Origin of the sequence: Polynucleobacter sp. MWH-UH23A (assembly GCF_040409805.1) — a bacterium.
GTDB lineage: Bacteria > Pseudomonadota > Gammaproteobacteria > Burkholderiales > Burkholderiaceae > Polynucleobacter.
In genome coordinates this window covers 1,689,640-1,707,910 of record NZ_CP099572.1, presented here as the reverse complement: position 1 = coordinate 1,707,910, position 18,271 = coordinate 1,689,640, and the positions used below count along the sequence as shown (strand labels likewise).

Annotated in this window: 22 protein-coding genes and 1 tRNA gene; 17 read left to right on the top strand and 6 right to left on the bottom strand. The window is 42.8% G+C overall.

All coding sequences use genetic code 11. The annotated features are described in order from the left end of the window. Window positions 1-173: 173 nt before the first annotated feature. Window positions 174-2,759 (top strand): RNA polymerase sigma factor RpoD, encoded by a 2,586-nt coding sequence (rpoD, locus tag NHB35_RS08960; protein WP_353432026.1) that lies wholly within the window; start codon window positions 174-176, stop codon window positions 2,757-2,759. A gap of 26 nt (window positions 2,760-2,785) precedes the next feature. On the opposite strand, the gene NHB35_RS08955 is transcribed toward rpoD, so the two are convergent. Next, window positions 2,786-3,190 carry a PIN domain-containing protein gene (locus NHB35_RS08955; RefSeq protein WP_353432025.1) on the bottom strand — a complete coding sequence of 135 codons (405 nt, stop codon included), beginning with the start codon at window positions 3,188-3,190 and terminating at the stop codon, window positions 2,786-2,788. Beyond that, entirely contained in the window at window positions 3,180-3,410 is a 231-nt protein-coding gene (locus tag NHB35_RS08950; protein WP_353432024.1) for an AbrB/MazE/SpoVT family DNA-binding domain-containing protein, read from the bottom strand. Before NHB35_RS08950 ends, NHB35_RS08955 begins: the two co-directional genes overlap by 11 nt. A gap of 116 nt (window positions 3,411-3,526) precedes the next feature. Here NHB35_RS08950 and NHB35_RS08945 point away from each other — a divergent pair. The 3 genes from NHB35_RS08945 to NHB35_RS08935 all read left to right on the top strand — a co-directional run bounded on the left by NHB35_RS08945 (window position 3,527) and on the right by NHB35_RS08935 (window position 5,330). Next, a tRNA-Ile gene (locus NHB35_RS08945) sits at window positions 3,527-3,603 on the top strand. 332 nt (window positions 3,604-3,935) lie between these two features. Further along, entirely contained in the window at window positions 3,936-4,388 is a 453-nt protein-coding gene (locus NHB35_RS08940) for a polymer-forming cytoskeletal protein (protein ID WP_353432023.1), read from the top strand. A gap of 45 nt (window positions 4,389-4,433) precedes the next feature. Further along, complete coding sequence (locus NHB35_RS08935; protein ID WP_353432022.1) at window positions 4,434-5,330, top strand: hypothetical protein; 897 nt, start codon at window positions 4,434-4,436, stop codon at window positions 5,328-5,330. Between the two features lie 30 nt (window positions 5,331-5,360). Here NHB35_RS08935 and NHB35_RS08930 read toward each other — a convergent pair whose 3' ends face one another. Both NHB35_RS08930 and NHB35_RS08925 read right to left on the bottom strand, forming a co-directional pair. Then, window positions 5,361-5,762: a polymer-forming cytoskeletal protein gene (locus NHB35_RS08930; RefSeq protein WP_353432021.1), complete on the bottom strand. Its 402-nt coding sequence runs from the start codon at window positions 5,760-5,762 to the stop codon at window positions 5,361-5,363. Between the two features lie 95 nt (window positions 5,763-5,857). Then, window positions 5,858-6,226, bottom strand: coding sequence for a hypothetical protein (locus tag NHB35_RS08925; RefSeq protein ID WP_353432020.1), 369 nt, complete (start codon window positions 6,224-6,226; stop codon window positions 5,858-5,860). 206 nt (window positions 6,227-6,432) lie between these two features. Here NHB35_RS08925 and NHB35_RS08920 point away from each other — a divergent pair, with 206 nt between their 5' ends. The 3 genes from NHB35_RS08920 to NHB35_RS08910 are packed head-to-tail and all read left to right on the top strand — an operon-like array spanning window position 6,433 to window position 8,371. Further along, complete coding sequence (locus tag NHB35_RS08920) at window positions 6,433-7,410, top strand: helix-turn-helix domain-containing protein (RefSeq protein WP_353432019.1); 978 nt, start codon at window positions 6,433-6,435, stop codon at window positions 7,408-7,410. Between the two features lie 33 nt (window positions 7,411-7,443). Then, a complete protein-coding gene (locus NHB35_RS08915; protein ID WP_353432018.1) occupies window positions 7,444-7,923 on the top strand; it encodes a polymer-forming cytoskeletal protein in 480 nt (159 codons plus the stop codon). Window positions 7,924-7,939: 16 nt separating this feature from the next. Next, window positions 7,940-8,371 carry a hypothetical protein gene (locus NHB35_RS08910; RefSeq protein ID WP_353432017.1) on the top strand — a complete coding sequence of 144 codons (432 nt, stop codon included), beginning with the start codon at window positions 7,940-7,942 and terminating at the stop codon, window positions 8,369-8,371. An 18-nt stretch (window positions 8,372-8,389) separates the two neighbouring features. Here the strand turns inward: NHB35_RS08910 and NHB35_RS08905 are convergent, their stop codons facing one another. Continuing rightward, window positions 8,390-8,662 (bottom strand): hypothetical protein, encoded by a 273-nt coding sequence (locus NHB35_RS08905; protein ID WP_353432016.1) that lies wholly within the window; start codon window positions 8,660-8,662, stop codon window positions 8,390-8,392. A 239-nt stretch (window positions 8,663-8,901) separates the two neighbouring features. Here NHB35_RS08905 and NHB35_RS08900 point away from each other — a divergent pair, with 239 nt between their 5' ends. From NHB35_RS08900 to NHB35_RS08890, 3 genes are read left to right on the top strand one after another with little or no spacing between them, the layout of a single operon-like run. Then, on the top strand, window positions 8,902-9,450 hold the full coding sequence (locus tag NHB35_RS08900; RefSeq protein ID WP_353432015.1) for a hypothetical protein: 549 nt from the start codon (window positions 8,902-8,904) through the stop codon (window positions 9,448-9,450). Beyond that, complete coding sequence (locus tag NHB35_RS08895) at window positions 9,450-9,947, top strand: hypothetical protein (RefSeq protein WP_353432014.1); 498 nt, start codon at window positions 9,450-9,452, stop codon at window positions 9,945-9,947. Before NHB35_RS08900 ends, NHB35_RS08895 begins: the two co-directional genes overlap by 1 nt. Beyond that, window positions 9,948-10,652, top strand: coding sequence for a GGDEF domain-containing protein (locus tag NHB35_RS08890; RefSeq protein WP_353432013.1), 705 nt, complete (start codon window positions 9,948-9,950; stop codon window positions 10,650-10,652). It abuts the gene before it with no gap. 17 nt (window positions 10,653-10,669) lie between these two features. On the opposite strand, the gene rpoN is transcribed toward NHB35_RS08890, so the two are convergent. Further along, window positions 10,670-12,055, bottom strand: a complete 1,386-nt coding sequence (rpoN, locus tag NHB35_RS08885; protein WP_353432012.1) for an RNA polymerase factor sigma-54 — start codon at window positions 12,053-12,055, stop codon at window positions 10,670-10,672. Between the two features lie 356 nt (window positions 12,056-12,411). Here rpoN and NHB35_RS08880 point away from each other — a divergent pair, with 356 nt between their 5' ends. The 7 genes from NHB35_RS08880 to NHB35_RS08850 all read left to right on the top strand — a co-directional run bounded on the left by NHB35_RS08880 (window position 12,412) and on the right by NHB35_RS08850 (window position 18,240). Next, window positions 12,412-12,594 (top strand): hypothetical protein, encoded by a 183-nt coding sequence (locus NHB35_RS08880; RefSeq protein WP_353432011.1) that lies wholly within the window; start codon window positions 12,412-12,414, stop codon window positions 12,592-12,594. 127 nt (window positions 12,595-12,721) lie between these two features. Next, on the top strand, window positions 12,722-13,144 hold the full coding sequence (locus NHB35_RS08875; RefSeq protein WP_353432010.1) for a surface-adhesin E family protein: 423 nt from the start codon (window positions 12,722-12,724) through the stop codon (window positions 13,142-13,144). Between the two features lie 7 nt (window positions 13,145-13,151). After that, window positions 13,152-13,910 (top strand): hypothetical protein, encoded by a 759-nt coding sequence (locus tag NHB35_RS08870; protein WP_353432009.1) that lies wholly within the window; start codon window positions 13,152-13,154, stop codon window positions 13,908-13,910. Between the two features lie 44 nt (window positions 13,911-13,954). Next, entirely contained in the window at window positions 13,955-14,764 is an 810-nt protein-coding gene (locus NHB35_RS08865; RefSeq protein WP_353432008.1) for a hypothetical protein, read from the top strand. A gap of 56 nt (window positions 14,765-14,820) precedes the next feature. Next, window positions 14,821-15,798 carry a PDZ domain-containing protein gene (locus NHB35_RS08860; protein ID WP_353432007.1) on the top strand — a complete coding sequence of 326 codons (978 nt, stop codon included), beginning with the start codon at window positions 14,821-14,823 and terminating at the stop codon, window positions 15,796-15,798. Beyond that, on the top strand, window positions 15,795-16,202 hold the full coding sequence (locus NHB35_RS08855; RefSeq protein ID WP_353432006.1) for a hypothetical protein: 408 nt from the start codon (window positions 15,795-15,797) through the stop codon (window positions 16,200-16,202). Before NHB35_RS08860 ends, NHB35_RS08855 begins: the two co-directional genes overlap by 4 nt. Window positions 16,203-16,245: 43 nt before the next feature. After that, on the top strand, window positions 16,246-18,240 hold the full coding sequence (locus NHB35_RS08850; RefSeq protein WP_353432005.1) for a hypothetical protein: 1,995 nt from the start codon (window positions 16,246-16,248) through the stop codon (window positions 18,238-18,240). Window positions 18,241-18,271: the final 31 nt, after the last annotated feature.

The following is an 18,271-nucleotide window of genomic DNA, read 5'->3' as shown; positions in this document are numbered from 1 at the left end:
AGGTAAACGGGGGTAAAAAAAGTCGCAATCGACTATAATCCTTTGTTCCCAAGAAAAAAACGAATTAATTCAGCCACTTGCGCTTAGTTTTTAGGAAATTCTGGGTAAGTGGACTACGAGGCTGTGCTTAATCAGTCGTGATCAATAACAGTTATGTGAGTAAGTGCTAATAAATGCCTAATACCAAGACAAAAAAATCCGCCAAACCAGCCCAAAAAGCAAAAGTAGCTGCCAAGCCAGCACCAAAGGCAAAAGCGGCAGTGAAAGCGAAAGCGCCTGCAAAGCCAGTTGCTAAAGCTAAAGCACCAGCTAAGGCGGCAACTAAGGCGGCAACTAAGCCAGCTCCAAAAGCAAAAGTAGCTGCCAAGCCAGCACCAAAGACAAAAGCTGCAGCGAAAGCGCCTGCAAAGCCAGTTGCTAAAGGTAAGGCACCAGCTAAGGCAGTAACTAAGCCAGCACCAAAAGCAAAGCCTGTAGCGAAAGCAAAGGCCCCAGCAAAACCAGCAGTGAAAGCCAAAGCACCTGCAAAGCCAATAGCTAAAACTAAGACACCAGCTAAGCCAGCACCAAAAGCAAAAGCTCCAGCAAAGGCGCCTGCAAAAGTTGAAAAGCCAGCTAAGCCTACTAAGGCTGATGTGAAAGTTGAGACAGCAAAAAAAGGTAAGGCTGCCGAAAAGGCTGAAGATACAAAAGAGCTTAAGGGCAAAAAAGCGAAAGCTGTACAAGCGGAAGTTGCCACACCTCAAGAAGAGAAGAAGCGTGGCCGCAAAGCCAAAGAACCTGCTGCCGATGGCGCAGAGCCGGTATTAACCGATCGCCAAAAAGCGCGTGAGCGTAAGGCAAAGGAAAAAGCGTTGTTAAAAGAGTTTGCCGCGCAACAGTTAGGCACTGAAGAACAACAAGAGTTACGCCGTGCCCGCTTGAAGACTTTGATCAAGATGGGTATGTCCAAGGGTTACTTAACCCATGGTGAGATGAATGACGTGATGTCTGATGAGTTGTCTGATGCGGATGCATTGGAAACCCTGATCAGCTTGTTGAATGACATTGGTATTACTGTTTACGAACAAGCGCCAGACGCAGAAACATTAATTCTGTCTGATAACACAGCAGCCGCCGCTTCTGAAGAAGAGGCTGAAGAAGAGGCTGAAGCAGCCCTGTCTACTGTGGATTCAGAGTTTGGTCGCACAACCGATCCAGTACGTATGTATATGCGCGAAATGGGTACGGTTGATTTGTTGACCCGCGAAGGCGAGATCGTCATCGCGAAAAAGATCGAGGCCGGTCTTAAAGACATGGTGATGGCCTTGTCTGCATGCCCCGTAACGATTGCAGAAATTCTCAGTAACGTAGACAAGATCGCCGCTGGCGAATTAGAAATTGATCAATTCGTTGATGGCTTAGTTGATCCAAATGCAGAAGACATCAAGCTAGGACCTGAAGAGTCTGAAATAGATCCTGACGCTGAAGAGGGCGAAGAAGACGGTGACGATGAAGGCGGGGGTGGTGGCGGTGGTGCTGCAACTGCAAACGCCAAGCAGTTAGAGGAATTAAAGCAAATCTCATTAGAGAAATTTGCCATCGTACGTACCCAAGCTGAAAAAATGCGCCGTGCCTTTGATAAGGATGGTTATAACTGTCCTGCATACATCAAGGCACAAGAAGCGATTCGTGCAGAGTTACTCGGTTTCCGCTTAACGGCAAAGAGTGTTGAGAAACTATGTGACACCATGCGTGCCCAAGTAGACCAGGTTTGGAAACTGGAGCGCGGTATTGTTAGCTTGTTAGTTGATAAAGTGGGTGTAAATCGTGGTGAAGTATTAAAAGACTTCCCTAAGATGTCTATGAACTTGGGCTGGACAGATAAGTTGCTCAAAGAGGGCAAGCCATACAGCGCGCTCTTGCAACGTAACGTTCCAGCGATTCAGGAATTGCAACAGAAGTTGATCGACATTCAGAAGAATGTGGTTATTCCCTTGCCTGAACTCAAAGAAGTAAACAAACAGATGATCGCGGGCGAGAAGCGTGCTCGTGAGGCGAAGCGTGAGATGACCGTAGCGAACTTGCGTTTGGTTATTTCAATTGCTAAGAAATACACCAACCGTGGCTTGCAGTTCTTGGATTTGATTCAGGAAGGTAATATTGGTTTGATGAAGGCGGTAGATAAGTTTGAATACCGTCGTGGCTATAAGTTCTCAACTTATGCAACTTGGTGGATTCGTCAGGCGATTACTCGTTCGATTGCTGACCAGGCACGTACGATCCGTATCCCAGTTCACATGATTGAGACCATCAATAAGATGAACCGTATTAGTCGTCAAATCTTGCAGGAAACTGGTCATGAGCCAGATGCGGCAACTTTGGCGCTGAAGATGGAGATTCCAGAGGATAAGATCCGTAAGATCATGAAGATTGCGAAAGAGCCAATCTCAATGGAAACACCAATTGGTGACGACGAAGATTCTCATTTGGGCGACTTCATTGAAGACGGCAATACCCTTGCTCCTTCTGAAGCAGCATTGCATGACTCGATGCGTGATGTTGTGAAGGATGTATTGGACTCACTTACACCACGTGAAGCAAAAGTATTACGGATGCGCTTTGGTGTGGAGATGAGTACAGACCACACCCTTGAAGAAGTGGGTAAACAGTTTGATGTGACTCGTGAGCGTATTCGTCAGATTGAAGCGAAAGCACTGCGCAAGATGCGTCATCCAAGCCGCAGCGATAAGCTCAAGACCTTCCTCGAGGAAGATTGAGCTTTGTAATCAATATCGTGAACCCCTTAAACAAAAGGGTTCACGATTTGTAGTCTCTTATCAATTATTTGCCGATGCTGCATATCTTCTGAGTAAAGCCTCTCGCAACCCGCCTGCAATGCAGCAGCAATAATCATCGAATCATAGTGTTGGTATCCGTATTGCCTTGAAACCATCAGCCCGGTCTTGAAGGTGTCGATATCAAGAGACCTCACCTGAAATAGAGATGTAAAAAGATCTAAAAACTCATCTAACTCGCCGTTAGATAATTTTGTTTTTCTAAGGCTGGCCGAAGTAAACTCATTAAGCACTTGAACGCTAACTACATTGTACTGCTGTAGATTTTTACTAACCCAATCTGCTTTTCTATCATCTGATGACAGTAGATAAAGCAAAGTATTTGTATCAAAAAATATTTTTTTAGCGTTCATTCAATTCAGATCGATCAAAGTGAAAATCAGCGGGCATACGTCCACGGAATTTTCTCAGACCCTCAATCCTCTCTTGTAGAGATGGTTTCTTCCTAATTTGAAAATGTTTTTTATCGGCGACATGAACCTCAATTTCGTCACCTTCTTTTAGCTTCAAGTAATCAACCACCTGGGAAGGCAATCGAATTGCAAGGCTGTTACCCCATTTAGAAACAATCATGATCAATAGCTCCTTAAGATATACATACAATAATGTATATCTTTATGTGATGCATATGCATTTGCCCACATTGGATACGGGGATCTGAGTGACCCTTCAATTACAATGAGGGCATAGGGCCTATAGCTCAGTTGGTTAGAGCAGAGGACTCATAATCCTTTGGTCCCAGGTTCAAGTCCTGGTGGGCCCACCAGAAAAAAGAAAGCCCTCATCAGAAATGATGGGGTGCATTTTTTCCATTGCCTACGATTTGTATTCATTATTCTGCTAACGCAGGTTTACTGCCATCAATGCTGGTTTTAATGCTGAAAAGGAGAGGGTTATTGACCTCAGCATGGTTTTTTTGGCTTGACCTTAGAGTCTATTGGAGTAATGTGAATGATAAATGTTAGTGAGTATTCACTTATAATTCTCTTCTGAAATTCAGAAAATAAAGATAGAATGTCTCTCCCTGAGTTCTCTGGATTCAAGAGATACGGTACTCAGCACCAAAATAAACAGCCATGAGCTTAAAAGGGTTTGAAGATGCTTTTCAAAAAATCTCAATCGATTAGATTTTTGCAGCCGACTATGGAGTCGTTTGAGACTATTGTTGGCCCTGCAACAGAAGTTCATGGAAGATTGGTTGCAAATGAGAGTTTGAGAATTGATGGTAGTGTGATTGGGAATATTGAAGCCAAGCAGGGCAAAAATGTCAGTATTGCTTTAGGTCGCACTGGACTTGTTCAGGGAGATATCTATGCTTTCCGAGTTTTGGTAGCTGGACGAGTTGAGGGTAATATTTATGCTACCGAACGCGTTGAATTGCATGAGGGCGCAGAGGTTCGAGGCGATATTACCTATGGTCAACTGGGTATAGAGCATGGGGCCAAATTAAATGGCTTAATGATTTCTAGAAATGGTGAGGAGCCAGAAGGGGTGGTGGACTCTTCTGCGGCAGTATTCCAGGCAAATTGGGCTAAGATAAGAAGTCGATGAGCATTGCAACAAAGGCTTACTTCTTACTTCAGAACTAAAAAACTTATGGCCTTATTTAACTTAGGATCTACTTCCCCGCAATACATGGATCAGGCCATGTTTGATGTTGCTGTATTCCGTTTTTACAGCCTTCGTCATCAATTTGAAGATTTTCAAAGCTTTTGGCATGCAAAAACAGTAAACGCTGATGGGCGGGAAGTTCGTCTAGTCGATAGCTTGTTTGCTCAGGTGACTAAATTTCCTAAAGATGAGCAATTGAGAGCGCAGTTGTCTGAGGCATGTTTAGAGATTGAGAAGTATTGGAGCAAGAAATTCGGCGTTAGTCCTGAATCGCTAACGCTATTTGGGGTAATTAAATCGCAAGCGGACGTTGTCCTAGCCAGTTCTGAGGATAATTTAAAAGAAGCTGGTGACAAAAATCATTTAGTTACAGCTAATACGGCTGGGCGAGTAACTTCTTGCATGAGAAATCTTCACCGCTATGAGTCCCAAATTGCGCAATTGCAGCCAATCCATTTTGACAATCAAACGAAGATTCATTTTTTCTTAGACGGACTAAATGAAGCACTGAGCTCAAGTTTTAAATATAGTGGTAGCGTACTTAAAGTCCTTGAGCAAGATTCTTATATGGAAAATGAGGATGTGACTTGGGGTAGATGGACATTATTCCGTGACTCGACCGGGTTCTCCGATATTTGGATTGTTAGGATTGGGACTGGCAGGGCCGAGGTATTTAAAGCTGTCCAAAAATTGAGTGAGGATAGATATGAGCTTGATGAATCAATCAGGGGTATCCATTTTGATTCAGAAATTTTTAAGGCGATTGATAAAACTCGGATCGCTGCATTTGAAGGCTCGGAATTGAACGCGAGTCCCCCAGCCTACTTCCAAATGCTGACTATGCTCAACGCTTGCGGCGAGCCTGTATTTGAGAGGCGCTAAATACAATGCGCTTCTCAAATTTGAGTCTAATTATTCGCCATCTGTAGTGCTAATGTTCGAGCCGTATGAAGGGCTAGAAGAATATGAGGGAACGTGACTAGTTTCAATTACTCGTAATTCTCCACTGAGTTTTGCGCCTTTTTCAACACTCATCTCAGCGTATTGGGTCAAGCCTGTAATTTTTGCACTTGATTTGATATTTAAGTGATTGGTTACATGAAGGCCTTGAGTTACCTCGCCGCGGATTTCAACAACTTCCGCATTAATTCTGCCGTTAACAATCCCAGTTGCATCCACTAAAACCTCTTTGGTGTTTAACTCGCCTTCAACTACGCCGGCAACAACCGCCATTTCAGGAACCTCGAATGTACCTTTAACTACCACGCCTTCGCCAACAAAGAGTGAACCTTTTGGATTGTTATCCATCATCATTATTTTCCTAAATTAATAAATGTGACTTGATCATATCGTATAACGGACTTGCCTCAAAATTTAAAGCAAGACAACTAATGCACTAAAGTTGTGCATTAGTTGTCGTTGTTCTGTGGCTTAATTTTGATCGGTGTGGGGGTGGCTAAATCCGAAAACTGATCCTTTAAAGCATTGAGTGCGCTGATTTTCGACTCTATGACAGGAAGTTGACGCTGCAGAGTTTGAAGCTTTTCGCGATAAGTAGCCTCAATCTCATCGAGCTCCTTCCGGGTGATTACCCCGCCCATTTCTTTGGTCATTTCCGGGCTAAAACGAATGGCAACTCGAAAGCCTAAAAAATGAATCCCTATGCCGATCAGAATAAAGACGCTGAACGATAAAACAGCAAGCTTAATTACGGTTCTACCCGTAATTTTGATTTGCTTCATCGTTGAAGTAGAGCCTGAAACCCAGATTAATTGCATTTGAGCGACGGTTTTTTAATCTTTAATAATGCGTGATTTTATTTCCAGCCTCAATTTTGTACTTTTTCAGTCATATTGTAAAGATTGACTAGTATTTTTAAGGGTTTGATGTCTATTTGGTGCTAATATGGCGTCAGTAATTCTTACCATAAAAAGAGACCAATCCGATTGCGAATTTTTGCAGTTTTCTGTAGAACGCTAAATTTATGCACCATGCTCGCCTTCCCGAAATTGATGGAAATGCGCTTAAGAAAGCCAGAGAAAAGCTAGGCATGGAGCGGGCAGAGGTGGCATCCCACTGCTGTCTCTCTAGCAAAATGATTGTTGAGTTGGAAGAGGGTGGAATTTCATCTTTCTATAATTTTCAACTAAAAGTTTCTGCTGCAAAAAAAGTCGGGACATATTTGGGTTTAAAAGCTGAAGACTATCTGCAGCAGCCCGCAGAAGCTGTCGAAAACAATTCTCCCCAACTTGCTGTTGAAGGTCTGAGTGAGCATCATGAGAGTGATTTGGCGAAGACTGGTGCCAATCAGTCGCTTTCAGGTGAAGGAGAGCAGTTGGATGATCTTATTTATGAAAGTACTAATTCGGGTACTTCATTGCCTCATGTTAGTAGTCGACCAAGACAAGTCAAGTGGATGAATGTTTCGGCATTTGTATTGCTGGGGTTTGCAGCGATCTATGTTTCGGAAAATTGGTTTCATGTCTCGGATAGGGCTATGGTTTTTTTGGGGCAAGGTGACAATAAAAAAGTCGAATTACCTGAGTCGCCCAAGGATATTGCAGCTCAAGATGAAAAGCCGATGCAAGAGGATGAAAAGTCTTCTTCAAAGGCTGATGCCAAAGTGGAATCAGTTGCAACCTCAGTAGGTGCTCCAAATCAATGTTCACCAGTTCGAGATGATCAATTACTGGTTTATAAGTCCCCAAATCCCTCGAAGTCTGGCGATGCTGTCAACATCAAAACCTTGGTTAAACAAGTTTTGTGTGTGACTGATAGTCAAGGCAAGCAAGTATTGGTTGAGTTAGAGCCAAATACGGCGCATTCATTTAAGGGCACCCCTCCTTTTGTTGTGACGGCGCAGGATTTAGACAATGTTGAGATGTTTTATCAGGGTTGGAGGGTGCGGCCGCCTAACGCTGGTATGAAACAAATGAGGTTGGTTGAAGTTGCAATGCAGTAGGTAGTTGACTCTCATCTTGTAGAGGAGGTACATATGTTTGAATTTTCAAAAAAAGGCCCAATGGCTGATACGCAGTTGACGTATTCAACTACAGTCGGTTCTGGTTCAAAGGTTACGGGAAATTTTACGCACAGAGGCAATATGTTGCTCTCCGGACATCTTGTGGGCGATATTCATCAGGATGAAACTGGGCCTGAGGCAGACAATGGTTACACTGCGGTGATCGGTAAGACCGGATTCTTGGAGGGCGATATTCATAGTTCCCATGCAATTATTATTGGACGCATTAATGGATCGGTCTTAGCAAAAGGAAGGGTTGAGGTTTATCCAGGTGCCGTGGTCTGTGGCGACATAACCTACTCGCAAATTAACGTTCACCCTGATGCTAAAGTAAATGGCAACCTAAAGTGTTTGTTGCCGGATGTATTGAAAAATGCTGCCACCCTATCTGATCTTGAGGATTTGGCCAATAATGTTGTGCCGTTAACAAAATCTGAAAGTGCACAAGGGTAAATCTTCGGGGCTTGAGATGGCGCAAATACCAAAGGATCAGATCCATCATCTTAAGGAATCACTAGAGGAGGATTCTGGTCGGAGGAAGATTCCTTGGCTGTTGTTGGTAGGCTTTATTTTGTTGACGGTGGCTGGCGCGTTAATTCATATTTATTACTATCGCGACCTTCCAAAATGTCAGGATGAGTCCGTCCAGATTCTTTTAAATAAAAACATTAGGAGTAATGAAGCGCTTATTAAAAATGCTCGAACACAGGCTTTTGATCGGATTCGGGAAGTCTCTCATGACAATTCTCGGCGGTCCTGTGTTGCAAGCTTGATTACTAACGAGGGTAATTACTCTCTTGCTTATTTAGTGGTCAACGACCTCGTTGAAAAAAATTGGTTGAGTCGTTTTGTTGGTGATATTCAATACTCTGTTGTTATAGAAAAAATTGAATCTAACTAGCGATTTTAGTTGGGTACGCTACAGCAGAAACTTTCCAATGATGTATAGCATCATAGATGACACTAGAGCATAAATAGCCGCTTTGGCTAACGCTCTCTCTACTCCTTTTTGAATGATCTTATTTTGAATATTTTCATCGGCGACGATATTTTTAATGTTCCAAAGATCCTTTCTGATGGTATTTAAGCTTTCATCAGATTTTTTATCCCTAGCCTGAATGGAGTCGCTTATTTCAGCCAAGCGACTGTTAATTTCTTTTAGCTCGGCGATTGCATCATCAAGATTTCCCATGAAGGCTCCAAATCTGGGTCGGCTCTTTAAGTTTCAAGAGCTCCGATATTAAGGTGGATAGAATATGTGAGATTATGGCAAATTTCGTGGGCCGACCATCATTTTTGCAAAACCAGTTCTTTTTCAAGTAAGCTTAGGGCGCCTATGTTGATTTGCTTTATAGTGTTATTGAAGAAATGCACGCTCTAATTGGGCAACGCTGGTTATAAGACTGACTCAAATAGATTGGATATCAAGAGTTGATGATGGTGGCTAAAGTAAAAGCCTTGGCAAAGTTGTTGTTGAAAGGCATCGCCTTTTTTCTTGCTTTACTTGTCTTACTCTATGCCGTATTCAAAGTTTGGGATTATCGAGCGCTTGAAAATAAACAAGCTGAACAGTCGGCTCTTCAGAATCGACAGAAGATAAAGTACGATGACTTGGTTAAGGACCAGGTTTCCTACGCGCCACTAATGGTAGGCACTTCCTCATTGGATTATGTAAAGGATGGGGACCGAAGCTTTATTTTTTCCTACCTGCTTTCGGCTGACTACAAAGTGTTTAAAGAGGCGATGGAAGAAAGTGCTCAAATTACTTATGTGGGTAAGCAAATCTTAGGGTCTGGATGCAAAAAGCAAGCTTGCAACGAGCTCGAATCCGCTTTTGTGATTGATCCGGAGACTAGTCAATATTTCGCAGCAATTAGCCAAAGTGGTGCGGTTGTATATTACGGCGTCGAAGAAGGTAAACCCATTCCATCGGCTTTTGCGAAGTGGCAGCCCAATAAAAGTGTAGAGGAGGTCAAATAATGAACTGCCTCTTGAAGGATTTACATCGGTCTTGCCTGCCTCGTATTTTTTGGGTTTTATTGACAATTTCTTTGGTTGCGAGCGCTCAAGCAAAGTCGGATCATCAAGAGCCGGCTGCTACAAAAATGAGTACCGGAAAGCAGGGCTCTAAAGTCAATAATGATAAAGACATTGTTATTCGGAAAAATGCCGAATCGACTCTGTATTTGTTATCAGGTTGGGGTAAAGCAGAGGAGCCATATGTTTGGTATACCGTGTCAGCCCATTTCAACAAGGATCATTTGGCGCCAAACGGTAAACCATTTAATCTTTTTAGTTTGAGTGGCGCTCAAGATTGCAAAGAAAATCACTTTTTCTTTTACCGTGCTTCTTACCTGTATTTTGACTCCAAAACCAAATCCTTGAATGAAGTATTTTTCAATAAAAGTAAATCAAGTGTGATGCCTATTGATCCGGACACAATTGAATCAAGTGTGAAGTCAATTATCTGCAACTAAATGGCAGACCAAAATCTAAAGTCTTCTCGTCTAGCTGAACAATTTAAGTCCTTGTTTACCCAGATGCAAAAAGTGGTTCAAGATGCTAAGCATCAAGACATCTTTGCGTCAACTCTAGCGAGCTCTGATTTATCGCCACTCCAGCGTCATATTTTCCACGAATTGAGTCATGATCAGCCACTTCCATTTGCTCTTGTGCATGATGAGTTAACAGGTCTCTTGTTGAGGACCAGCATGCTGGACTGCTTTGAGCGGACTTTAAATGAACTTCATTATCGAGATAAGTTCTCAGCGGTTTGTTTCATTGATTTGGACGGGTTTAAAGAAATTAATGATCAGCATGGACATGTTATTGGTGATCAAGCCTTAGGTTTGGTGGGAGCATGTTTAAAAAACTCCATCCGTTCAGAGGATTTGTTATGCCGGTGGGGTGGCGATGAATTCATAGTGGTTTTGCAAAATATTGAGCATAAAGATTACATAATGAATTTAGCCAATCGACTACTCAATGCTATTTCAAGTCCAATGAGATTAAATACGAATGAGCCACTCACCCTCTTCTTGGGTGCAAGCATAGGAGTTTCCGTAATTGAACCTGGCAATTCTGGGCGGGGTAAAAATGCACTTGCCCTCATTGAGGCAGCAGATGGTGCCATGTATCGTGCTAAACGAGCGGGGAAAAACTGTATTCGGTTTGCTGAGTAAGAAATCCTTATGTGACGTTATTGCTTGCGCAGGTGCACTGGTGGAATGCGAAGAATGTCACGGTATTTAGCAATTGTTCGTCTAGCAATGTTATAGCCTTGTGCGTTCAATATTTGAGCTATTTGGGTGTCAGATACCGGCTTGCTTGGCGACTCCTCACCCACAATTTTTTTGATTAATGCTTGAATAGCCGTCGAAGAGATGCCGCTGCCGTTTTCTGAGCTGACTTGACTGCTAAAAAAGTATTTGAATTCAAAAATCCCGAGTGGACAAGCCAGGTATTTTTGTGTTGTTACCCTAGAGATCGTGGATTCATGCATTTCTAATTCTTCAGCGATTTCTCTGAGTACCAAGGGTCTCATTCCAATTGCGCCGATGGAAAAAAATTTCTGCTGTCTCGATACGATTGCTTGCGCAACTTTCAATATAGTCTCTTCACGTTGAGCAATATTTTTGACTAACCAGCTGGCCTCAAGCATCTTCTGCTTTAAAGCCCCGTCTATTTTTTTTTGACCGTTCTCTTTTAAGATCCTTGCGTATTCATTATTAAGAGACAGTCTCGGTTTTGCATTCGGGTTCGATTCTGCGATCCAGCGCTGCTGTTTTAATTTCACTACTATGTCAGGAAGAATCCATTGGTCATTCTCACGTTCAAATTGTGCGCCTGGATTGTGTTGAAGGCTTCTTATGAGATTTACCGCTTTAAGTACTGCCGCTTCGGATTGGCCGCTCGCCTGTCTGATCTTTTGCCAATCTTTTGAGCCAACTTTAGATAGATGGGAATTTGTGATCTCCTTGGCTAATTCCCATATATCTCGATTGGTATTCACGTTTTCTAGAATCCGATCTATTTGGAGAGAAAGACACTCGGCAAGATCGCGTGCTCCTACTCCAGGAGGGTCGAGCGATTGCAGCATCGCGAGGGCTTTTTCAAGGCGCTCATAAGAGTCCTTGCTTAATGTTTGGGATGTTAAATCTATATAGATGTTTTGTAGGTCCTCAGGTAAATAGCCACGCTCATCAAGACACCCCGCTAAATAGGCAATCAGAGATTGCTCATCAGGCGCCACATTTAAGAGATGGATTTGCTCCTCTAAATATTCCAGCAAGGTTTGTTTGTGTGCAATTCGTTCATACTGTTCGCCCCAGTCCTCATCATCGTCTTGTGAGATGCGTGGATTGGCCCATGAGCTTTGAGTCACCTCAATACGTTCGTTAGATTGGGTCAGATTTGATTCAATTTCAGGGTTTGGCTCAAATTCGAGTAAAGGATTTTCTTCAGCCTCTTTTGCTAATTGCTGCTCCAGTTCTGAGTTGGATAGCTGTAAAAGCTTGATTGATTGCTGAAGTTGTGGAGTCAGGCTAACTGTTTGGCTAGCTCTGGTATTGATAGAAATAGCCATGTACTTAACGACAGGTCATGGAAAGGTTGAGGGTTAAATGAAGCCTAGATTGCATATGCTTAAGTGTAATTGCCGATTTTTAGAATGGAATATCTAGGTTCAGTTCTGCTGGTTTCAAATTGACCTACAAAAACAAATCGGAGTCAGAATAGCAAGCGGCAATGTTCCTTTTTGAATAGGCCTTTTGACTGATTTGACGACTTATTTATTCGGCTTTATAAAATTTACTTATATAAATCATATACTTAAGTACTATTTGGATCAGTTAGAAGTAAAAATTAAGGAAAAGGTTAATCGCTTTTGCGTATTTTTCCGTTTACAGTTACCCTGTCACTAAAAAAGAGGAATTTCACATTATGGAAAATCCTGTCATTACCGAGCATCGCATTCGTGGCGAGCGCTTTTACACCATCGAAAGGCATAACAAAATTGCTTTTTATACGACTAATATTGCAGCCGCTCGCTATTGGGTAAAGCATGTTGTTAATGGTGAAAATGTCAATGTTCTACAAAGCCAGCTAACTCAGGGAAATCCATAGATCTATTCTTGACCAGTATTAGCTGTTTTCCAAGTATTTTCACTGTAGTGGGAGCTTCAAGAGGTGCGCTAAGGAGGGCTTAAATACAGGATATCCGTATAATGATCGTTTATTGTGGGTTCCTTGTATGGGTCGCTCCTTTTTCCAAAAAACCTCTTTTTTTGTCTTTCTTGTCGCCTTTAGCGGCGGTATTCCCCTTGCTCAGATAAACGAAGATTTGGTCACGGTTTTGGATGGCCGCCAGTACAGCATTTCCTATTACAAAAGTTCAGTGAAGGCATTACCCCCCGACTGGAAAAAGGTTTGGACTATTACCAATCGTAAGCAGCAGCAAGGTATTGGCCCAGAGCGAATTCAATCGGTTCGACGCAATATTTTGTTTAATTGCGTACGCAATACCTATTCAACGTTGGCGGTCGTTAATTATTCTGAGCCTAACGCTATGGGAAAACCCAGTTTGCAGACAGAGACGGGTTTTGAGTTAAATGACGATCCCATTCCAGAAGGAACCCCTTTAGCAATTATCTTTACCCAAGTTTGCGGTTCTTAATTTACATATGAGATTTAATATTTTTCCTCCTGAGGGGCTCAAAAGCATTGAGCCGAGATTCCATGTAGAGCCTCGAGCGATTGCAAAAACCATCGAGCGTGAATTAAGTAGAAAGCCGCTGGCAGGACTCTACCCAGTTGATGGTGATGGCGCAGCGTTGCCCGTCAGTATGTTGGATATTCGTCAAGGGCTGATTGTGATGAAGCCTGAAATCAAGCCTGAGGGCGGCTTCACTAGCCTGATTGGTGGTCGGCGCATCGTTGTTCTGTGTGGTGAAAGTGGGAAGATGCAATTTTTGGCGACCGGCCTGAGGTTAAATGAAGAAGGTAATTTTGTTTGCCCTATGCCGGCAGATTTAATTCTCATTCAGCGTCGTAAGGAATTTCGTACTCTTGGTCCTGCAGATGACGATTTAAATTTTGTTCTCTGCCTTGGTGCGGGTCAGGAGTTACTTACCAAAGTGATAGATATTTCAGACCACGGCATCTTGCTTGATATCCGCCTAGGTGCCACCGAAGTGGAAGTCGGACGTTATTGGCACTCGGGTTATTTTGAGCGTCTAAGGTCACGTTCTACAACGATTGATCTGGTTATTAAAAATGTTCGTCCTGGGGCAGATATTGATCGAATTCGTGCGGGCTGCGAGTTATACGAGCCAAAAAAATTAGCGCTGAAAGAATTTGAAAGTACGCGTAGTGCGATTGAAAATGCCCGCGTGCAGAGCCGCTTAAATCGATGGTATTTAGGAGCTTGCTGGCATGAATAGCCGTATAAAGCAAGTTATGTCAGGTCTTCGAGTTTGAATTCATTATGAATTTTTTTGCTTCCTTTACAACTGGAAAATTGATCATTGTCGTGAGTTTTCTCATGTTCATTGCCTTGGTCTATTTTTTCATCCGAGACTTTTACGGAAAGGTGGTGGATGAGGTTAAGGATCAGAAGACTAAACCCATTGAACCCGTAGTTGTGGCTAGCTTGCAAAAAACACATCAACTTGAGGAAGTGATTAATCAAAAAATTGCCAACATGAAGTTGGATTTGATGGCAGAGCGTCTCCGAATTACATCAACAGCCGAGGTATTAAAAAATTTAGCAAATGAGAGGCATTTGCCAGAAACCTTGTACCAAATTTATTTTGAAACTCGCGCATTCCCAAAAAAGAGTTTAGAGGCGCAGCAGACGGATTTGGAATGGCATGCTCAAGCCGGTATTACCGAGCTCAAGGTCGAGCCAATGCCGTTGGATGATGGCACTCAAATTTATTTCACTTTGCATAACTATCCTTACAAGCTCACTGCTATCAATCACCGATTTGCCAGAACATACTTTGTTGAGTTGACATTGCGTGATGTAGACGATGTTCGTTTGTTTGTGGTTCGTATTAAAGCAAATGAGACAAATGGTCGCGATATCTTGGAGTCGGCGATCATTGAAATGAAGGCAGGTGAGTGGATTGATGACATTGCAAGTTGCCGATTGCTAATGGATAAGCGCAAAACAGAAGTTCAGCTGATGGCAGAACATCGTGAGGTAGAGTTGTTAAAACAGCGGTTTATCTTGAATCAAGGTGGCAACAAGTTAGCTAGCACTAGAGCTGATATAGGGTCTAAGAAAAAGTAAAAAACGTGCTAAATATTAAGTTTCCCCGCACTCAAAAAGGCCTTTACTTTTGGTTTTTGGCCTTCTCAAGTCTATTGCTGTTCTTCTCTCTGGCAACCTTATTGACTGCTGCGGGTGAGTTATCGAGCTCTTCTTCGGATTTAAAAAATCTGAAGGTTTCAATGCCGAACATTGAAGAATTTGTCAGTTATCAGGCGATTGATTTTCGTCTGAATAACTCCACTTTGAATACGCGGCGCTTAAAACCAAGTGATATTCCTAAATTGGCGGACGATGCGATAGTGCCAGTTAGCCTTGATGATGCGGTGAATCGTGCATTCCAGTATTTCGCGGAATTTGAAAATAAACGCTCGGCGCCTATCTTGACGGTTACATTGCCAACTGTTGAATCAGTTGAGCCAGGCTCGCCTGCGGATATTGCCGGCGTCAAGCATGGGGATCTCGTGATCTATGTCGGATCTAATAAGATCGAATCGATCATGGGGTATTACCAGGCTCTGAACGAAAAGCTTTCCTCCGAAATCAGCTTAAAGTTGTTAAGAGGCAAGCAAAATACTGTCTCAGTGGTGATGAAGAGTTTAGCCAAGGGCCCCATTACTGAGAACAATAGCGGCATTAAGTTTGAGATTCCGGCAGAGGTAATTTACTTAACAGAGCGAGATAGCAAGCGCATGGCTGATCAATATCGCCGCGAAATGTTGCCAGCAATTTCGGTTGATTGGCGAGTGGATGCGGCAAATAATCTGATGCAAAGCGCTAAGCGTCTGAACTTAATTGCTAAAGGTGTGTTTGATCCATCAAACCCTTCCTCCGCCAAAATTCAGACTAAGGATGTACTCAATTGGCAGCACAAAAAAGTGCTAGAAGCAATTGATAGCTACTTTTCTCAAAGAAGAAAAATAGAAAACAAAAATGCATTCTATTTGACCGGCATGGGTGATGCGGTTGTTGGTTTTGTATGTAGCTTGATCATTTTTTTGATTGCGCTTGCCTTGTATTGGTACCAACGCAGAGTAGCAGGTAAAAAATCATGAACTCGCTCGAGAATCAAGATTACTGGCTAGGTTTGAGAATTAACGGCGAACGTTATGCCTTAGCAGCTTCACAAGTACATAGTGTTTTTCTCTATCCCGAGCCAGAGCAATCTATTAAAGAATTGAAGATTAGTGGTGTTGTGGTGCATGACGGCGAACCAGTTTATTTGCGTAATCATTTTCAGTTACTTAAGACGGCTCGTGCAATTGAGGGTGCGGCACCATGGCAACAAGTCCTAAGACGCGAACATGCCCCCTGGGTTGTTGTTCTCAAGGGCGGCATGGAGAGAGGGCTTGGTTTTAGGGTCAACAATATTGTGGGACCATTTCTTTCCACTGTTGCGCCTCAGTCACCATTTTTAGAATACAACGGGTCGGATTTTTATTTGGTAGAGGTTTTATAAGGTTGCCGGGTTTGCTGCGAAACTTTATATTAAGACAATCATTATGCGCAAAATTTATAACAATCACGTCTTTCAACGCTCCACCAAGCCATGGCAATGGATAGCCATTATTTCGTTTTCAATTGCAATACTGTCTAGCGTTGGCGCATTTTTGACCGCGCGTAGCTGGTTGGGAGACGGTCGATACTTGCAAGCGATTGATATTGATCAGATTGAAGTTTTAAGACTTATTCCTGCATTAAAAGATTTACAACAGCAAGTATCAGGTACACACGCTTTAGATTCAGAGTTTTTCAATAACTTAAGAAAAGTGGATCGGTTATTGAGATCAATGACGGATGATGTAAAGGTGCCGACAACCGAAAATTCAACTGCCGCAGTTAATCCAGTTGCCAATTCATCGGCAACCCAAAGGTCAGCGTCAACATCCAATGTGAGCAAGCTTCAAAATACTGGTAATAGTTCTTCTGAGCGGGATACCCCTCCTGCGCCACTTTCTGATAATCCAGCCTTGGCATTTTTCCAAAAATTAGATTCTAAGATTATGAAGATACTTTTCGGAAAACCAGATAAGTATGCGGATTCTGCAATTGACGAACCTGTAGTGAGTTCGCAACTCCCAGAGCAAAAGTCTGTGAATGCGGAAGATATTCAGGATATATTGGTTGGGGCAAAGACTGCGGAGCAGTCGATTTCGATTGTGTTGTCGCAGGAGAAAAGCTTGGCTGGGCTAGATATTTTGGCTAAATCAGCAGAGGCATTGATATCTACAAAGGGAGCGTTAGAGCTCGATAAAATTCCCGCAGATTCTCCCGCAAAAAAATATGCAGAAAGCTTGGCGGAATTTGTAAAAGCAAATGCTGTTTGGCAAAAAAATATAACGAGCTCTTCTGCATCGACAGCCTTGCAAAAAGCTCTTGGGACAGTGATTGATCAAAAGGTGCTGATAGAGATTGAGGCAGGTAAAAAAACTTCTGGTAAATCAACATTAAGTCTGACGCAAGCGATGCCAAAAGTCCATCAAAGTCCATGGCATTCGAAGTTGCCGCAAGAGAGCGCTGCGGCGCTAAAGTTATACACTAATAATATTCAGGCAGTTCGTGAATTTGCTTCTGATCACGAAGCTTTGCGTGTTGTAGCGTTAAAGAACTCTAAGGGCTTACGCCTGTTTGATTTTGGCACGGCCGGTGGATTTTTAGGTTTGTCATTGCTGAGCGTTATCGCTTTGATTGGTGTTGGGCTTGGTGGCGGAATGTGGTTAAAAAATAGCCGCATAGCTCCTGTGGCAAATGATCGCGCTGCTAAGCTTACTACCGCAGCTGATGCACTTTTAGGTTCTATAGATTTGAACTTAGGTAAATCTGAAATAAAGAATACTGAAGAAGTTCAAGTAAATCCTGAATCTAAGATCTCCGCTAGACAAAAATCTGATAGCGATCAAAGTGACCTAACTCAGGTTGGTACTCCGGAGTTGAAAACAGTCGTCAATGTGATTTCAGAGTTAAGCCAAGATTTAAGGGCGAAGGTGACCCGTATTGAAGAGCGTATGAAGGTACTTGCGCAAGTCGGCAATAAATTGCGTCACTCAGTTAGCACCTTGCAAGACAAAAGTGCTCAAATGCGCTTTGCATCTAATGAACAAGCTGAAGGGGTATACGACACAAGATCTGGAGCCAATCGCGGTGGCCCGCTAGAGCAGTTACAAGATGCGTTTTTTGCGCTTAAGCAGCAGGGTGTGCGCCTATATTTAGCTATTCTAGACAACCACTCCAGTAAGCAGTTGGCCGTAGAGACTGAGCAGCTAAATCTCTTGGTTGAGCGAATTGAAGCAACCGTATCCAAAATGCGTGCTTCATTGGCGCAAGCTCTTGATCAGGTAACCGAAGCACAAACTGCAGCCCCTCAGGTCTCGCCAGAGGTGATCGAGTTGATTAATATGGATGCGAAGCAAGTTATGCGAGATCTTGATTTATGGCAAGAGGAATTCGATGGATTAAGTCATGCCTTTATTGAGCTCAAACGCGATATTAAAGTTTGATTGAATTTAGCAAACAGTAGATCCAATATTC

Coding starts and splice junctions, on each gene's coding strand:
- NHB35_RS08855 (WP_353432006.1), top strand. CDS start 15,795: ATGAACTCGCTCGAGAATCAAGATTACTGGCTAGGTTTGAGAATTAAC.
- NHB35_RS08865 (WP_353432008.1), top strand. CDS start 13,955: ATGAATTTTTTTGCTTCCTTTACAACTGGAAAATTGATCATTGTCGTG.
- NHB35_RS08850 (WP_353432005.1), top strand. CDS start 16,246: ATGCGCAAAATTTATAACAATCACGTCTTTCAACGCTCCACCAAGCCA.
- NHB35_RS08870 (WP_353432009.1), top strand. CDS start 13,152: ATGAGATTTAATATTTTTCCTCCTGAGGGGCTCAAAAGCATTGAGCCG.
- NHB35_RS08935 (WP_353432022.1), top strand. CDS start 4,434: ATGGCCTTATTTAACTTAGGATCTACTTCCCCGCAATACATGGATCAG.
- NHB35_RS08875 (WP_353432010.1), top strand. CDS start 12,722: ATGGGTCGCTCCTTTTTCCAAAAAACCTCTTTTTTTGTCTTTCTTGTC.
- NHB35_RS08880 (WP_353432011.1), top strand. CDS start 12,412: ATGGAAAATCCTGTCATTACCGAGCATCGCATTCGTGGCGAGCGCTTT.
- NHB35_RS08915 (WP_353432018.1), top strand. CDS start 7,444: ATGTTTGAATTTTCAAAAAAAGGCCCAATGGCTGATACGCAGTTGACG.
- NHB35_RS08950 (WP_353432024.1), bottom strand. CDS start 3,410: ATGATTGTTTCTAAATGGGGTAACAGCCTTGCAATTCGATTGCCTTCC.
- NHB35_RS08930 (WP_353432021.1), bottom strand. CDS start 5,762: ATGATGATGGATAACAATCCAAAAGGTTCACTCTTTGTTGGCGAAGGC.
- NHB35_RS08925 (WP_353432020.1), bottom strand. CDS start 6,226: ATGCAATTAATCTGGGTTTCAGGCTCTACTTCAACGATGAAGCAAATC.
- NHB35_RS08905 (WP_353432016.1), bottom strand. CDS start 8,662: ATGGGAAATCTTGATGATGCAATCGCCGAGCTAAAAGAAATTAACAGT.
- NHB35_RS08895 (WP_353432014.1), top strand. CDS start 9,450: ATGAACTGCCTCTTGAAGGATTTACATCGGTCTTGCCTGCCTCGTATT.
- rpoD (WP_353432026.1), top strand. CDS start 174: ATGCCTAATACCAAGACAAAAAAATCCGCCAAACCAGCCCAAAAAGCA.
- NHB35_RS08920 (WP_353432019.1), top strand. CDS start 6,433: ATGCACCATGCTCGCCTTCCCGAAATTGATGGAAATGCGCTTAAGAAA.
- NHB35_RS08940 (WP_353432023.1), top strand. CDS start 3,936: ATGCTTTTCAAAAAATCTCAATCGATTAGATTTTTGCAGCCGACTATG.
- NHB35_RS08890 (WP_353432013.1), top strand. CDS start 9,948: ATGGCAGACCAAAATCTAAAGTCTTCTCGTCTAGCTGAACAATTTAAG.
- rpoN (WP_353432012.1), bottom strand. CDS start 12,055: ATGGCTATTTCTATCAATACCAGAGCTAGCCAAACAGTTAGCCTGACT.
- NHB35_RS08910 (WP_353432017.1), top strand. CDS start 7,940: ATGGCGCAAATACCAAAGGATCAGATCCATCATCTTAAGGAATCACTA.
- NHB35_RS08955 (WP_353432025.1), bottom strand. CDS start 3,190: ATGAACGCTAAAAAAATATTTTTTGATACAAATACTTTGCTTTATCTA.